Below are 15019 nucleotides of genomic sequence, written 5' to 3' on the forward strand. Positions count from 1 at the left end.
CGGGCGCGGCGCCGGACTCGGCGTCGGCGCGGGCGCGGGCGCCGCGCCCCCGCCTCCCGCGCACCCCGCGGCCAGCGCCGCTGCCGCGATTCGCACCCGCACGCGCATCCGGACCTCCGTAGACGTCGCCGCCCCGCGAGCCGGGGCGCGCGGGGCGGGAGTGTGGCGACCGGCCTGTAAGCCGGGTTCTGTCGGACGGCGCGGACGCCGCCCGGACGGTCATTTCTCTCGGCGTCCGGTCGCCCGGACGCTCCAGCAGCCTACCCGCGGTTCGACGGGACGGGCCGTCCCTCACCGCCTACTTGGCCTTGCTCCGACTGGGGTTTACCGTGCCGCCCCCGTTGCCGGGGACGCGGTGGGCTCTTACCCACCGACGCCGGGCTCTCGCCCGCCGCCGGCCGCGGACCCTGCCGCGCACCCTTTCACCCTTGCCTGTGCCGCGGACGCTCGCGCGTCCGGGGCCATCGGCGGTGTGCTCTCTGTTGCACTGTCCGTCGCGCGCGGCGGGGTCCCGCGCGCGCCCAGGCGTTACCTGGCAGTCCGCCCTGCGGAGCCCGGACTTTCCTCGGGCGGCCACGGTCGCCCGCGCCGCACGCGACCGTCCGGCCGGCCGCCACCCCCCAATCATACACCCGACGCCCCCCGCCGGCACCCGCGCCCCGGGGGACGCCGCGCATCGTGCCGCCCCGTCTCACCCGAGGTGCCCGATGACGTCGCAGCTGCACGACCCCGCGGGCGGCCCGACCGCCGCCCGCTACCGCTCCCCCCGCACCCCCCTCGTCTACCGCCCGCGCCCCCCGATCGAGGTCCCACCCCCCGCCCGCCGCGCCCCCGCCGTCGCCACCCTCCTCACCCCCGACGAGCGGCTCCGCGTCCAGGCCGCCCTGCTCGACGCCTTCGTCGCCGTCCACCACGAGGCGCTCGACGACCTCGCCCGCGCCCTCCGCCTCCACCCCTGCGCCGCGGTCGTGGTCTCCACCGCCCGCCTCGCCGCCGCCGGCCGCGCCGCGGTCCCGCGCCTCGCGGAGCTGGTCCGCGCCTTCCCCCGCACCCCCCTCGTCGCCCTCCTCGGCGACCCCGACCCCGGCGCCCCGCAGCTCCTCCTCGCCCTCGGCCGCGTCGGCGTCCGCTGCCTGGTCGACGCCCGTCACGCCGACGGCTGGGCCGCCCTCCGCACGCTGCTCGGCGACGACCCCCTCCGGCAGGTCGCCCGCGACGCCATCGCCCGCCTCGAGCCCGCGGTCGCCGGCGCCGGCGAGGGGTGCGCCCGCTTCTTCCGCGCCGTCTTCGACCCGGCCCCCGAGGCGGTCACGGTCCGCACCCTCGCCCGCCGGCTCGGCGTGGCCCCCACCACGCTCATGAGCCGCTTCGCCCGCGCCGGGCTTCCCTCCCCCAAGCGCTACCTCGCCTTCGCCCGCCTCGTGCGCGCCGCCCGCCTGCTCGAGAACCGGGGCGCCACGCTCTCGTCGGTCGCCGACCGCCTGGACTACTCCAGCGCCCAGAGCTTCGGCCGCCACGTCCGCCTGCTGCTCGACGTCAGCGCCGCGGAGTTCCGCCGCGACTACGATGCCGACGCCATGCTGGCGCGGTTCGGGCGCGAGCTCGTCGAGCCGTACGCCGATCGGCTGCGCACCTTCCGCCCCTTCGGCCGCGGCTGACCGGCCCGATTGGGCCGCGTCAGCGCGTCGCTTCGCCGCCCGTCATCCGACGGAAGGCCCGCCCCAGCCCCCGCCACAGCGCGCGGACCAGCAGGGCGAGCAGCACCACCACGACCACCGTCACCCCGAGCGCGACCCACGGGTGCTGCCACACCAGCAGCCCCACCGTCGCCACGAACCCCGCCTCGGCGAGGTTCGCCACCCCGTTCGTGACCGGCTCCGGGCTCGCGTCGATCGCCACCCGGGCCCCGAGCTTGGTCGCGTGCGTCCCGAGCGCCAGCGTCCCCCCGAGCAGCCCGGCCATCGCCACGACCGCCGGGTCGGCCTGCCACGCCGTCGCCGCCGCCAGCGCCGCCCCCGCCAGCGGCCGGATGGCGCTGTGCACCGTCTCCCACGCCGACGCGACCCCGGGGACCAGCGTCGCCAGGAACTCGACCGCGTAGAGCGTCGCCGCCAGCCCGATGACCCACCAGCTGGTCAGCCCGTGCAGCCCCTCCGGCAGCGCCCCGAACCACTGCTGGCGCCCCGCGAACCCGATCAGCGCGACGGTGGCGTACGTGCTCACGCCGGCCGCGGAAGCCAGCGCGGCCGCCTGGGCGAGCAGGGTGGCGTTCATCCGACCGGGGGTGGGAGGCGGGTCAGCGGGACGCCGAGTGGCGCCATCCGCGGAGGCTGACCTCCAGCGCCCGCGTCATCAGACGGTGCAGCACCGACAGCGCCAGCGCCACGTCGCTCCCGCCACTGGCCGCCGTCTGGCGCACGACCGTCTCGACTTCGTCGCGAAGGACGGCATAATCCCGGCGCAGGTGCGATTCGCTCCACCCCAGCCGGTGCCGCTGCTCCCCGTGCCGGAACGCGATCTCCTCCTGGATCGCGCTCCCGTCCCGCAGCAGCTCGGCGTCCACGCTCCCCGCGTGCTCCAGCACCACCAGCGTCTGCGCCAGGTCGGCCACGAAGCTCAGCGCGTGGTCCTCCAGCTGCGCCCGCGGCAGCGCCTCCGCCTGCGGGATCGCCGCGTCCGCCCGCAGCCGCGCCGTGTATCCCTCGAGCAGCGACTCCAGGTTCTGGCGCAGTCGTGTCCCGACGCTGGCGAGCCCGTGGGTTGCCGTGATCGCGACAGCCGGGCGCGAGCCGCCGTGTCCGCGCCCCTCGCGCCCCGCGGACCGGGTCCGCGGCCCACGCGGCCGCGCCGGCGGCTCCTCGGGCTCCGGCAGGCGGCTCGGCAGCCACAGCGTGAACTCGGCGCCCGCCCCCGGCTCGCTCGCCACCGTCAGGTCGCCCCCCATCAGCCGCGCCAGCCCGCGGCTCACCGCCAGCCCGAGCCCCGTCCCGCCGACCGTCCGCGTCCGGCTCCCGTCCCCCTGCACGAAGGGCTCGAAGATCGCCTCGTGCAGCGCGTGCGGGATCCCGACCCCGGTGTCGGCCACCCGGATCGTCACCCACGGGTCGGCGGCCGGCCGCGGCCCGCGCTCCACGTCCGCGGCGATGTCGACCCGCACCTCCCCCCCCGCCGACGTGAACTTGATCGCGTTGGTGAGCAGGTTCACCAGGATCTGCCGCACCCGGTGCTCGTCCCCGACGAACCGCGCGTCGGCGTCCGCCGCCGGCTCGGCGAGCCGTACCCCGCGCGCCGCCGCCTGCGACGCCACCAGCGCCAGCGCCCCGTTCGTCACGGGCCGCACCGTCGCCGAGACCAGCTCGACCGCCAGCCGCCCCGCCTCCAGCCGGGCCAGGTCGAGCACGTCGTCGACCAGCCCGAGCAGGTGGTGGCTGCTCGCCAGCACCCGTTCCAGGTAGCCGCGCTGCGCGTCGGTGACCGGGCCGGCCACCCCGAGCTCCAGCAGCTGCGCGTACCCGGTCACGGCGTTGATCGGCGTCCGCAGCTCGTGGCTCATCGTCGCCAGGAAGTCGCTCTTCGCCCGCGCCGCCACCTCCGCGGTCGCCCGCGCCTGGTCGGCGGCGTGGCGCGCCTGGTCGGCCGCCGCCCGCGCCGCCCGCAGCTCCCCGGCCAGCCGCTCGGCTTCCTCCCGCGCCCGCCGCTCCGCGGCCAGCGCCCGGGCCGCCGGCTCCCCGGCGCGCACCAGCGCGACGTCGCGCTGCAGGACGAGCAGCCCGTCCCCCGTCGGGTAGGCGCTCACCTCGACCCACCCGCTCTGCCGCGTCGCGAAGTGGTCCAGGTGCGCCGTCCGCTGCTCGTGCATCGCCCGGACGAGCTGCTCGTGCGCCGTCGCCGCCGTGGTCTGCGGGAGCACCGACCAGAGCGACCGCCCGGTCGCCGCCGCCGGCGACAGCCGCCACAGCGTCGCCGCGGCCGCGTTCACGAACCGCAGCCGCCACTCCCGGTCCACCACGAACAGCGGGTCCGTGACCTGCTCCAGCAGCCCGCCCAGCTCCTCGGCCGTCATCGCCGCCGGGCGCGCGCCGCGCTCGCGCACCGGCGCGTCGGCGATCGGCGCCGCGGTGGGCGGCAGGGCGGCGTGCGTCAGCCGCGCCAGGTCCCACGAGTTGGTCCGCCGGTCGGCGCCCCCGATGCGCGGCGCCTGCCGGCGGTCCGCCGTCGAGCGCCGCCGCTCCACCGCCGGCCACTCCCCCGTCAGCGGCACGCCGACGCCCGCCCCGGCCCCCCCTTCTGGGGCGGCCGGAGGCTCGGGCGTCGGGGCGTCGGGCGGCGTGGGCATGGTCGGGGACCAAATGCGAATACCGTGCGAGCACGGCCGCTGCATGCCGTGACGGGACGCACGGGCATCGGGGCGATGTTGATTGCCCGGTCAGTGAGATCCGGCTACATTGACCACGTGATCAACTTCTCGCGCCGCTGACCCGCGTGCCCGGTCGCAAGCTTCCCGAGGAGCAGCGCCGCGAGGCCATCCTCCGCGCCGCGTACGCCGTCGCCGCCCGCGAGGGGCTGGCCGGCGTCACCGCCCGCGCCGTCGCCGCCGAGGCGGGCGTGAGCAGTGGGCTCGTCTTCTTCCACTTCGGGGAGAAGGACGCCCTGCTGGCCGCGCTGCTCGACTGGCTGCTCGCCCACACCCTCGTCGCCGGCGAGCTCCCGCCCCCGGTCCGCCCCGACGCCGGGGCCGCGGAACGGATGCTGGCCGTCGTCCGGCGCGACCTGACCGCGCTCCGCCGCGCCCGTCCCCGCGTCGAGCTCTTCTTCGACTACTGGGTGCTCGGCACCCGCGACCCCGGCATCCGCGAGACCATCCGCGCCGCGCTCGAGCGCTACCGCGCCTCCTTCCTCCCCCTCGCCCGCGCCGTCGTCGCCGAGTCGCCGGAGCGGTGGGGGGCGGAGGGCGCCGAGAGCCTGGCCGGCGTCGCCGCCAGCTTCGTGGAGGGGAGCGCCCTCCGCGCCGTGCACGACCCCGAGGGCTTCGACCCCGACCGCGCCATGTCGGCGCTCGTCGCCCTCCTCCGTCCCCCCGTCCCCGTCAGCACCCCCCGCCCGTGACCGAGCAGCACCCGCACGACGCGCAGGCCGTCGAGCCGCACGACGACATCATCCACCCGAGCCCTGTCGCCTTCCTCCTCGTCCACGCCGCCTGCCTCGGCGCCGTCTGGTCGGGGGTCACGGCGGGCGCGCTCTGGCTCTGCCTCGCGCTCTACGTCGCGCGGATGTTCGGCGTCACCGCCGGCTACCACCGCTACTTCTCGCACCGCTCGTTCAAGACGGGGCGCGTCTTCCAGTTCCTGCTCGCCTTCCTCGCGCAGAGCACCGCGCAGCGCGGGATCCTCTGGTGGGCCGCCAAGCACCGGCACCACCACCGCCACTCGGACACCGAGCACGACGTCCACTCCCCGCGCCACATGGGGTTCTGGTACTCGCACGTCGGCTGGATCTTCACCGCGCAGCACGACGCGACCGACTTCGACGCGATCCCCGACCTCACGAAGTACCCCGAGCTGATGTGGCTGGAGCGGCACCCGTACCTCCCCGCCGCGACGCTGGCCCTCGGGTGCCTCGCCCTCGGCGGGTGGCCGGCGCTGTTCGTCGGTTTCTTCTGGAGCACGGTGCTCCTCTACCACGGCACCTTCTTCATCAACTCGCTCGCGCACGTCCACGGCCGGCAGCGCTACCTGACCGGCGACGACTCGCGCAACAACTGGTGGCTCGCCGTCATCACGCTCGGCGAGGGGTGGCACAACAACCACCACGCCTACCAGCGCTCCACCCGCCAGGGCTTCCGCTGGTACGAGTTCGACCCGACGTTCTACGTGCTGACGGCGCTCTCGTGGGCGCGCGTCGTGTGGGACCTGGGCGCCCCGCCGGCGGACGTCGTGCGCAACGAGCGCCCCGTCGGCCGCGCCGTCGTCGAGAAGGTCGCGCGCCACCTCGCCGAGAGCTTCCCCGCCGCCGCCATCGCCGAGCGCCTGCGCGGCTCGCTCGACTCGCTCGACCACGCCGTGGCCGACGCCGTCGCCGACGCGCGCCACGCCCGCGACGAGGCCGTCGCCGCCCTCACCGCGCGCCTCGCCGAGCTGCACCTGCCCCACGTCCCCACCCTCGACGAGCTGCGCGACGCCGCCCGCCAGCGCTACGCCGCGACCCCGTCCCTCGACGCCATCGTCGCCCGCGCCCGCGAGCGGCTCCTCGAAGCCGTCGCGCGCGAGCTGCTGGCGCCTCTTCCCGCCTAGGTAAGTACCAGGAGAACGGATGAGACGGATCCGAACGAATCCGTCTCATCCGTTCTCCTGGCAGTTGTATGTAGAATCCGCCGCATGCCGACCCACGACGTGCTCGTGATCGGCGGCGGCCAGTCCGCGCTCGCCGTCGGGTACTACCTGCGCCGCACCGGCCTCTCCTTCGCGCTGCTCGACGCGAACGACGCCCCCGGCGGCGCCTGGCGCCGCGCCTGGCCCTCGCTGCGCCTCTTCTCGCCGGCGCAGTGGAGCTCGATCCCCGGCTGGCTCATGCCGCGCGGCGACGGCGAGTACCCGACGCGCGACGAGGCGCTCGCCTACCTCGCGGAGTACGAGCGCCGCTACGCGCTCCCCGTCGAGCGCCCGGTGCGCGTGCTCGGCGTGCACGCGGAGCGCGACGCGCTGCGCGTCGCGACCGACCGCGGCGAGCGCCGCGCCCGCGCCGTCGTCAGCGCCACCGGCGGCGCCGGCGTGCCCGTGGTCCCCGACGTCCCCGGCCGCGACGCGTTCGCCGGCGAGACGCTGCACTCGTCGGAGTACGACGGCCCCGCGCGCCTCGCCGGGAAGCGCGTGGTCGTCGTCGGCGCCGGCAACTCGGGGGCGCAGATCGTCGCCGACCTGGCCGGCGTCGCCGACGTGACGTGGGCGACGCGCGAGCCGCCGCGCTTCCTCCCCGACGACGTCGACGGGCGCGCGCTGTTCGGGCAGGCCACCGCGCGCTGGAAGGCGCTGCAGGAGGGGCGGACCCCCGACCCGCCGCGCTCCCTCGGCGACGTCGTGATGGTCGAGTCGGTGCGCGCCGCGCGCGACCGCGGGCTGCTGCGCGCCGTGCCGATGTTCGACCGCTTCACCGCGCGCGGCGTCGCGTGGGCCGACGGGCGCGGGGCCGACGTCGACGCCGTGGTCTGGGCGACCGGCTTCCGCGCCGCCCTCGCGCACCTCGCCCCGCTCGGCGTGCTCGACGCGCGCGGGCGCGTCGCCCTGCGCGGCACGCGCGCCGCGCTGGAGCCGCGCCTCTGGCTCGTCGGCTACGGCGAGTGGACCGGCTTCGCGTCGGCGACGCTCGTCGGCGTCGGGCGCACCGCGCGGGCGACCGCCGACGAGATCGCGGCCGCCCTCGCGTAGCCGATCACGGATCGAGCGCGAACGACCCGGTCCGCACGTCGCCGGCGCGCGCGTAGTGCGCGACCACCACGCCCGTCGGCGACGTCAGCGTGCGCGTGAGCGCGAACGCCCCCGGCCGCGTCCCCGCGCCGAACAGCCGCTTCCCCGTGCCCAGCAGCACCGGGTAGGTGAGCAGCCGCAGCTCGTCCACCAGGTCCGCGGCGAACAGCGACTGCAGCAGGTCGCCCGAGCCCTGCGTGAGCAGGTCCGGGCCGTCGCCCTCCTTGAGCGCGCGCACCGCGGCCACCGCGTCCTCGCCCAGCCACTCGCTGTTCCGCCACGCCAGCTCGGGGCGCGCGCGCGACGCGACGTACTTGGTGACGGCGTTGAACCGCTGCGCGATCGAGCCGTGCGGGGCGTCGTCGCCGATCCGCGGCCAGTGCGCGGCGAAGATGTCGTACGTCTTGCGGCCGAGCAGGAGGTCGTAGGCGCGGCCGTAGGGCTCCGCCGTCCCCTGCGGCACCGTGTCGTCCGCGTACGGGACGATCCAGCCGCCGAACGGGAAGCCGCTGCTCGTGTCCTCGTCCGGGCCGCCGGGGGCCTGCATGACGCCGTCGAGGCTGACGAAGGCGGCGGCGATGACCTTGCGCATGGGGGACTCCTGTCGGGGCGGTGAGGGAGGGGGCGCGTGGCGCGCTCACCCCCTCTGACGGCGGCCGGCGGGAGGAATCATCGGTCAGTACAGGAAGAACGCCACCGCCAGCACCGCGTACACCACCAGCAGCAGCGCCCCCTCCAGCCAGTTCGACTCCGCGTCCTGCAGCACCGCCATCGCGATCAGCACCGCCAGCGTCACGCTGGCCACCTCGAACGTGCTGAACGCGAGCGTCATCGGCTGCCCGAACGCGACGCCGAGGAAGACGAGGATCGGCGCCACCAGCAGCGCCACCTGCACGCAGGAGCCGATCGCGATGTTCACCGCGAGGTCCATGCGGTCCTTCAGCGCCATCAGCACCGCCGACGAGTGCTCGGCCGCGTTGCCGATGATCGGCACCACCACCAGCCCGACGAAGAAGTCGCTGAGGCCGAGCGCGCGGCTCGCCTCCTCGGTGGCGCCGACCAGGAACTCCGACAGCACGCCGATGACCGCCGCGACGGCCGCCAGCACGAGCAGCGTGCGCCGGAGCCCCCACTCCGGCGGCGCCTCGCCGCGCGCCACGTCGCCCCCCTCGGTGAACGCCGCCCGGTGCGTCCCCATCGAGTAGAGGAGCGACAGCGCGTAGCCGACGATCAGCAGCCCCGACACCCACTCCGACATGCGCACCGTCCGCACGCGCTGCGGGTCGGGGTGCGCCGCCGCGAACAGCGCCGGCACCACCAGGCCGACGACCGCGATGACGAGCAGCGAGCCGCTCATCCCCGCCAGGTTCGCGTTGAACTTCTGCACCGGGTACCTGAGCCCCCCGGCCAGCATCGCCGCGCCGAGCACCAGCAGCAGGTTGCCGAGGATCGAGCCGGTGATCGACGCCGCCACCAGCTCGATCATCCCCGCGCGCAGCGCCAGCGCCGCGATGATGAGCTCCGCCAGGTTGCCGAGCGTCGCGTTGAGCAGCCCGCCCACCGTCGGCCCCGCGTGCCCCGCCAGCTGCTCGGTGGCGTGGCCGAGCAGCGCCGACAGCGGGAGGATCGCGAGCGCGCTGAAGCCGAAGATCGCCAGCGGCGGCCAGTGCAGCACCTCCGCCGCCACGGCGACGGGGACCGCGGCCAGCAGGTAGTACAGCGGGTTGACGCGGCGCCCGGTGGCGGACATGGCGGTCGGCTGCGGTCGGCTGGGGTGGGGTGCGGGCGCGGGAACATAGCACGCCCGTCGCGCGTGCGGATCTTGCAGCCGCCCCGCGCACCATGCACACCACCACGGTCCTCTTCTGGCGCCGCCTCGACCTCGAGGGGCTCGAGCGGCTCGAGCTCACCGTCGCGCCCGACGCCGTCGTCGCGTCGGGCGTCGTCATGTCGCTCGAGGGGGGCGGCGTGCGCGTCGCGCACCGCTGGGAGCTCGACGCCGACTGGCGCGCCCGGTCGCTGGCGGTCGAGCGGTGGAGCGAGGCGGGACACGCCATGCTCCGCGTCGAGCGCGACGGCGACGGCTGGCGCGTCGACGGCGCGCGGCGCCCCGACCTCGACGGCGCCGAGGAGCCCGACCTGTCGGTGACCCCGTTCTGCAACACGCTCCCGATCCGCCGCACCCCCGCGGCGCCCGGGCCGGGGCGCCCGCTCGACGTCGCGTTCGTCGACGGCGTGACGCTCGCCGTCGCGCGCTCGCGGCAGCGCTACGACCGGCAGGGGCCGGGGCGGCTGCGCTTCGTCGACCTCGGGCTGTCGCGGGGGTTCGAGGCCGACCTCGTCGTGGACGGGACCGGCCTGGTGCTGCACTACGAGGGGCTGTTCGAGCGCGTCGCGCCCTGAGCGGTCTGTCCCGCGGTGGACGGATGGCCTATTCTGCTGCCACCCGCCCACCCCCGCCGATGCCGACCTCGCCGCCGACCCTGGGGACGCTGCTGCGCCACCTCCTCGACCAGCTCGACGGGGACGTGGAGCGCGTCTACGCGATGGGGGGGCTGGAGTACCGGCCGCGCTTCACGCCGGTCATGCGCGTCCTCGGCGAGCAGGGGCCCGTCTCGATCCGCGAGATCGCCGACCACGCGCGGATCTCGCACTCCGCCGTGAGCCAGACAGTCGCCGAGATGGTGGCGCGGAAGCTCGTCGTCACCAGGACCGGCGGCGACGCGCGCGAGCGGATCGTCCACTTCACCCCGCGCGGGAAGGCGCTGTACCCGGTCCTGCGCGCGTACTGGCGCGCCACCAACGCGGCGGCCGCCGGGCTCTCCGACGAGCTGGGGATCGACCTCCCGGCGACGCTCGAGCGCGCGATCGCGGCCTTGCGCGCGCGCCCGTTCCGCGAGCGCATCCTCGAGCAGCACGCCGTGCCGGAGGAGCCCGCGACGGCATCCGCGCCCGCGAGACGCCGGCCCGCGCGCGAGGCGTCGAGACGGGGGGCGTGAGCTTCACAGAATCGTAATGCCGGCTTCACGCTCCGGTAATACGACGCGGACCCGCGGGGCGTACCGTCGCGTGCAGCACGCAGGGTCATGACCCTCGCCCGCGTACGTTCGCCACCCGAGACACCCGACTCGCGCCCGTGATCTCCTGCCGCCGTCGCACCGCGGAGCCGCGACGCCCGAACGCCGGCGCGACGACGCGCGTCGTGCGACGCTTTCCCCCGAGTCGGTGACCGACGACGCGTCGCGCGTGCGGGACGCCCGTCGGCAGATCCGCCCTCGGGTGGCGATGCCGACGTTCGTCTCCTGCGCCGTCGCGTGCCTCGCGCTCACGGTCGCCGTCGGGCTGCAGTCGCCGGCGGTGTCCGGCGGCGTGCGCTGGACGCCGACACCGGGATCGCGTGGGTTCGAGCCGATCCGCCTCGACTTCCCCGCGGTCGTCCTGCCCCCCCGCGACGCGCGGCCGGGAGACGGCGGACAATCATGGGTCGCGTGGGCGCTGGCGGTCCTCGTGATGCTCGCGGTGCTGATCGGGATCGCGCGGTGGATCCGCCGTGTCACCCGTCCCGTGCCGCCGGCCCACGCCGTCCGCACCGGCGGCGACGCGGGGGCGCCGGGCGAGGCCGACGCCCGCGTCGTCCAGTCGGGCCTCGCGTCGGCGCTGCAGATCCTCTCGCTCGACGACCGGGACCTCGGCAACGCCGTCGTGCAGGCGTGGCAGGGGCTCGAAGATGCCGCGGCCGCCGCCGGCGTTCACCGCCGTCCCGCCGAGACCGCGTCGGAGTTCACCGCGCGCATCCTGTACCGGTCGCGCGGGTCGGCCAAACCGATCGCCGTGCTGCTCGCGCTGTACCAGCGCGTGCGCTTCGGCGAGTACGCGCCGCGGGCGGACGACATCGCCGCCGCGCGCCACTCGCTCGACGTCCTCGTGCACCTCTGGCGCGCCGACCTGCCGGGGCGCCGTCCGACCGCGTCGGTGCGGTCTCCCCGGGCATCGTGACGACGCGCCGGACCCGGCCCCGCGCCCTGCGCGTCGCGATCGGGGTCGCCGTCGCCGCCCTGGCGGCCGCCGCCGCCACGTTCGCCGTGTGGGCCGTGGGGCTGGACGCCGCGTGGGCGGTGACCACGGTGGTGGCGCTCGGCGCCGTCGGCGCGGTGCTCGCCACGCTCCACGTCGAGGAGGACGTCGCGTGGGAAGCGCCCGCGCACGATCCGCCGCGCGGGATCCGGATCGCCGTCCCGGTGCTGGAGGCGTCGTTCGCGGCGTGCGACCGCCTCGCCCGCCCCGGGGTGCTGCGCGGCCTCCGCGCGCCGGTGATCGACGAGCGCGAGGACCGCCTGGCGCGAGCGGCGCTCGTGCGGCAGCTCCGGGCGCTGCTCGCGGCCGAGCTGCGCGCGCGCGGCGGTGCGCACGACGGGGCGCGTGCCGCGCGGCCGGACGACGCGCTGCTCGCGCTGTTCGGCCCCGACGCACGCCCCGTCCTGCAGCCGGACGACGCGCACCCGCTCACGTCCGCCGCCATCGCGCGGTGCCTCGACGCCGTCGAGCGCCTCGCGGCCGAGCCCCCGCCCTCACGATGACCCACTTCGATCCGACGCCCGCCGCCCCGCTCCCCGTTCCCGAGATCACCGCGCTCGTGGCGCGGATCCGCGCCGAGGTCGCGACGGCGGTGGTGGGGATGGGGCACGCGATCGAGCTCGCGCTCGCGGCGATCCTCGCCGGGGGCCACACCCTGTTCGAGGACGTGCCGGGGCTCGGCAAGACGCTCGCCGCCCGCAGCATCGCCACCGCGATCGGCCTCGACTTCCGCCGGTTGCAGTGCACCCCCGACCTGCTCCCCGCCGACATCACCGGCTCGTTCGTCTACGCGCCGGCGACCGCGTCGTTCGACTTCCGCCCCGGGCCCGTGTTCACGGGCGTCTTCCTCGCCGACGAGATCAACCGCACGGCCCCCAAGACGCAGTCGGCGCTGCTCGAGGCGATGGCCGAGGGGCAGGTGACGGTCGAGGGGCAGAGCTTCCCGCTGCCGCGCCCGTTCCACGTCGTCGCGACGGCGAACCCGATCGAGTACGAGGGCACCTACTCGCTCCCCGAGGCGCAGCTCGACCGGTTCATGGTGCGCCTCGCCGTCGGGTATCCGGGTCGCGAGGGCGAGCAGCAGGTGCTGCTGAACCGCGTGGCGCGTCGGCGCGAGCGGGCGGAGGTCGCCGCCGTCGTCGCCGCCGGCACGCTCGCGCGCATGCAGGCGGGCGTCGAGACCGTCACCGTGGACGCGGACGTCGTCCGCTACTGCGTGGACCTCGCCGAGGCCACGCGCCGGCACCCGGCCATCGCCGTCGGCGCGTCCCCGCGCGGCTCGCAGGCGCTGCTGCTCATGGCCCGATCGGTCGCGGTGATCGCGGGCCGCGACTTCGTGCTGCCGGACGACGTGAAGCGCGTGGCGGTGGCGGTCCTCGCGCACCGGCTGTCGCTCACGACGCAGTCGTGGGCCGCCGGCGTCGACGCGGCGCAGGTGGTCGTCGAGATCGTGGAGCGCGTGCCCGGCCCGCTCGTCGCGGGCGCGGTCCGCGCGTGAGCGCGCACGCCGCGGGGTCGACCCTTCCCGCACGCGCCGTCGACCGCACGGATCGCCCGGCGTGGCACGCGACGTCGACGTTCGCGGTGGCGATCGCGCTCGGGCTGGTGATCGCCGGCGTCGGGGTGCTCACGAGCCGGGTGGACGTCGTGCTCCTCGCGCTCCCCCTGCTGCTCTCGACGGCGCTCGGCCTCGATCGACGACCGCCCGCCGGCGCGCCGTGCGCGCTCCGCGTCGACGTCGCGCGGCGGGCGGGCGCCGAAGACGCCGAAGGCGCCGAAGGCGACGAGCGCGATCGGGGCGCGAGCGCGTTCGCGTACCGCGTCACGATCGAGGCGCCGGCCGGGGCGGAGCTCGTGCACCTGCGCCTCACGACGCAGGGGGCGCAGCGGCACGACCTCGTCCTCGCCGCGCGCCCCCGCGCCGAGGCGACCGGGAGCATCCCCGTCCTGCACTCCGGCCCGCAGCGCGTCGTCGAGGTCGGCTACCGGCTGGTCGGCGTCGACGGCGGGTGGCGCTCGACGCCGGCGCCGTGGGACGTGGTGGAGCGCGTGGTGGAGCCCGCGCTCGCGCCCGTCGCGTCGATCCCGCTGCCGCACCGGCTCACCGGGCTGGCCGGCGTGCACGGGTCGGCGCGGCGGGGCGACGGCGGCGAGTTCCGCGACGTGCATCCGTACGCGCCGGGCGACCGCCTGCGGCGCATCGACTTCAAGGCGACGGCGCGGCGGTCGCAGGGGACGGGCGCGCTCTACGTCCGCCGGACGGACGCCACGTCGGATGCGACGGTCGTCCTCGTGATCGACGGGCGCGAGGACGTCGGCGAGCGCGTCGAGAGCTGGTCCGCGCCGCGGATCGGCGGGGGCGGCCTCGGGTCGATGGACCTCGCGCGCGAGGCGGCGGCGTCGCTCGCGGCCGCTGCCATCGGCGCGGGCGACCGCGTCGGGCTGATCGACCTCGCCGCGCCCGACGGCGTGATCGCCGCCGGGAGCGGCCGGCGGCACCTCGACCGGCTGCTCCGCCGCATCGCGGTGAGCGGGGCGTCGGGGACCCGGCTCGCGCTCCGACGGGCGCCCGTCGTGCCTCCGGGGGCGATCGTCTACCTGCTCTCGCCGTTCCTCGACGACGACGTCGCGGCGATCGCGGCGCTGTGGCGCGCGGCCGGGCACCGCGTCGTCGGGGTCGACCTGCTGCCGACCCCGTGGCTCGACGGGAGCGCGCCGTACACGCGGCTCGCGCACCGCGTCGTGCTGGCGGAGCGGCGGCGGCGCGTGGCCGACGTGCGCGCGAACGGGGTGGAGCTGTTCCGCTGGCAGGAGGATGCGGAGCGGCCGTCGCGGGCCGTGGCCCTGCGCACGCTCGCCCGCGCGGGACGGCGGCGGCGATGAGGGGATGGTCGCACGCGCGTCGCGCGCGCGGGTCGGCCCCCGTCGTCGGCCCGTGGATCTCCGCCGCGGCGTTCCACGTCACCTTCCTCGCCGTGGCGGTCGGGCTCTGCCTGCTCGTGCTCGCGCGCCCCGTCTGGCTGGCGGTCGGCCTGCTGCTCGCCGCCGGCGCGACGCTCCGACCCGAGCTGGTCTCGCGGTGGTGGGTGCTCCTGCTGCTCGGCGTGAGCCAGCTCTGGCGCGAGCCGTCGGCCACCGACGGCGTCTTCTACCTGCTGCTCGCGGGCGTGCACCTGCTGCACGTCGTCGGCAGCCTCGCACAGCAGTTTCCCTGGCACGCGCGCGTGCAGCGGGCCGCGCTGGCGCCGCCCCTGCGGCGCTTCGTGGCCGTGCAGGCGGCGGCGCCGGCGGCGGCCGCGGGCGCGCTCGTCGCCTTCGGCGGGGGCCGCGGCACGGTGACGGGGCTGTCGGTCGGCTCCGCCGCGGCGCTCGGTCTGGTCGCGGCCGTCCTCGCGTGGGGGCTGCGCCGCGCTCCGGTCGTCCGGCGCGGCGACTAGAGCAGATCACGGCGCGCTGTAGCGAGGTGAAGGGCTCGGGGCGGCATC

15 protein-coding genes and 1 other RNA gene are annotated in these 15019 nt (G+C 76.7%); 11 read left to right on the forward strand and 5 right to left on the reverse strand.

Going from position 1 to position 15019, the window contains the following annotated elements:
- Positions 1 to 161 precede the first annotated feature (161 nt).
- Positions 162 to 614, reverse strand: an RNA gene (rnpB, locus tag PYV61_RS09690) — RNase P RNA component class A.
- Between the two features lie 93 nt (positions 615 to 707).
- On the opposite strand from rnpB, the gene PYV61_RS09695 reads away from it, so the two are divergent.
- A complete protein-coding gene (locus PYV61_RS09695) occupies positions 708 to 1658 on the forward strand; it encodes a helix-turn-helix domain-containing protein (RefSeq protein WP_275830813.1) in 951 nt (316 codons plus the stop codon).
- A 19-nt stretch (positions 1659 to 1677) separates the two neighbouring features.
- Here PYV61_RS09695 and PYV61_RS09700 read toward each other — a convergent pair whose 3' ends face one another.
- Both PYV61_RS09700 and PYV61_RS09705 read right to left on the reverse strand, forming a co-directional pair.
- On the reverse strand, positions 1678 to 2274 hold the full coding sequence (locus tag PYV61_RS09700) for a DUF4126 domain-containing protein (protein ID WP_275830815.1): 597 nt from the start codon (positions 2272 to 2274) through the stop codon (positions 1678 to 1680).
- A gap of 22 nt (positions 2275 to 2296) precedes the next feature.
- The gene (locus PYV61_RS09705) at positions 2297 to 4336 is read right to left on the reverse strand and encodes a PAS domain-containing sensor histidine kinase (RefSeq protein WP_275830817.1); all 2040 of its coding nucleotides are present in this window, start codon (positions 4334 to 4336) and stop codon (positions 2297 to 2299) included.
- 146 nt (positions 4337 to 4482) lie between these two features.
- Between PYV61_RS09705 and PYV61_RS09710 the strand changes: the two genes are divergently transcribed.
- From PYV61_RS09710 to PYV61_RS09720, 3 genes are all read left to right on the forward strand, one after another.
- Positions 4483 to 5106, forward strand: coding sequence for a TetR/AcrR family transcriptional regulator (locus PYV61_RS09710; RefSeq protein ID WP_275830819.1), 624 nt, complete (start codon positions 4483 to 4485; stop codon positions 5104 to 5106).
- On the forward strand, positions 5103 to 6290 hold the full coding sequence (locus PYV61_RS09715) for a fatty acid desaturase (protein ID WP_275830821.1): 1188 nt from the start codon (positions 5103 to 5105) through the stop codon (positions 6288 to 6290). Before PYV61_RS09710 ends, PYV61_RS09715 begins: the two co-directional genes overlap by 4 nt.
- Before the next feature lie 84 nt (positions 6291 to 6374).
- Positions 6375 to 7421, forward strand: coding sequence for an ArsO family NAD(P)H-dependent flavin-containing monooxygenase (locus PYV61_RS09720; RefSeq protein ID WP_275830823.1), 1047 nt, complete (start codon positions 6375 to 6377; stop codon positions 7419 to 7421).
- Between the two features lie 4 nt (positions 7422 to 7425).
- Here the strand turns inward: PYV61_RS09720 and PYV61_RS09725 are convergent, their stop codons facing one another.
- Positions 7426 to 8052: a dihydrofolate reductase family protein gene (locus PYV61_RS09725; protein WP_275830826.1), complete on the reverse strand. Its 627-nt coding sequence runs from the start codon at positions 8050 to 8052 to the stop codon at positions 7426 to 7428.
- 84 nt (positions 8053 to 8136) lie between these two features.
- Positions 8137 to 9210 (reverse strand): calcium/proton exchanger, encoded by a 1074-nt coding sequence (gene cax, locus PYV61_RS09730; RefSeq protein WP_275830828.1) that lies wholly within the window; start codon positions 9208 to 9210, stop codon positions 8137 to 8139.
- Between the two features lie 92 nt (positions 9211 to 9302).
- Here cax and PYV61_RS09735 point away from each other — a divergent pair, with 92 nt between their 5' ends.
- The 7 genes from PYV61_RS09735 to PYV61_RS09765 all read left to right on the forward strand — a co-directional run bounded on the left by PYV61_RS09735 (position 9303) and on the right by PYV61_RS09765 (position 14971).
- On the forward strand, positions 9303 to 9863 hold the full coding sequence (locus PYV61_RS09735; protein ID WP_275830830.1) for a putative glycolipid-binding domain-containing protein: 561 nt from the start codon (positions 9303 to 9305) through the stop codon (positions 9861 to 9863).
- 59 nt (positions 9864 to 9922) lie between these two features.
- A complete protein-coding gene (locus PYV61_RS09740; protein WP_275830832.1) occupies positions 9923 to 10459 on the forward strand; it encodes a MarR family winged helix-turn-helix transcriptional regulator in 537 nt (178 codons plus the stop codon).
- Positions 10460 to 10685: 226 nt separating this feature from the next.
- Positions 10686 to 11456: a DUF4129 domain-containing protein gene (locus tag PYV61_RS09745; RefSeq protein ID WP_275830834.1), complete on the forward strand. Its 771-nt coding sequence runs from the start codon at positions 10686 to 10688 to the stop codon at positions 11454 to 11456.
- Complete coding sequence (locus tag PYV61_RS09750) at positions 11453 to 12037, forward strand: hypothetical protein (protein WP_275830836.1); 585 nt, start codon at positions 11453 to 11455, stop codon at positions 12035 to 12037. The genes PYV61_RS09745 and PYV61_RS09750 overlap by 4 nt, the downstream gene beginning before the upstream one ends.
- Positions 12034 to 13032 (forward strand): MoxR family ATPase, encoded by a 999-nt coding sequence (locus PYV61_RS09755; protein ID WP_275830838.1) that lies wholly within the window; start codon positions 12034 to 12036, stop codon positions 13030 to 13032. The genes PYV61_RS09750 and PYV61_RS09755 overlap by 4 nt, the downstream gene beginning before the upstream one ends.
- Positions 13029 to 14417, forward strand: coding sequence for a DUF58 domain-containing protein (locus PYV61_RS09760; RefSeq protein ID WP_275830840.1), 1389 nt, complete (start codon positions 13029 to 13031; stop codon positions 14415 to 14417). The genes PYV61_RS09755 and PYV61_RS09760 overlap by 4 nt, the downstream gene beginning before the upstream one ends.
- On the forward strand, positions 14414 to 14971 hold the full coding sequence (locus PYV61_RS09765) for a hypothetical protein (RefSeq protein ID WP_275830842.1): 558 nt from the start codon (positions 14414 to 14416) through the stop codon (positions 14969 to 14971). The genes PYV61_RS09760 and PYV61_RS09765 overlap by 4 nt, the downstream gene beginning before the upstream one ends.
- Positions 14972 to 15019: the final 48 nt, after the last annotated feature.

The sequence above is a fragment of the Roseisolibacter sp. H3M3-2 genome, assembly GCF_029211165.1.
GTDB lineage: Bacteria > Gemmatimonadota > Gemmatimonadetes > Gemmatimonadales > Gemmatimonadaceae > Roseisolibacter.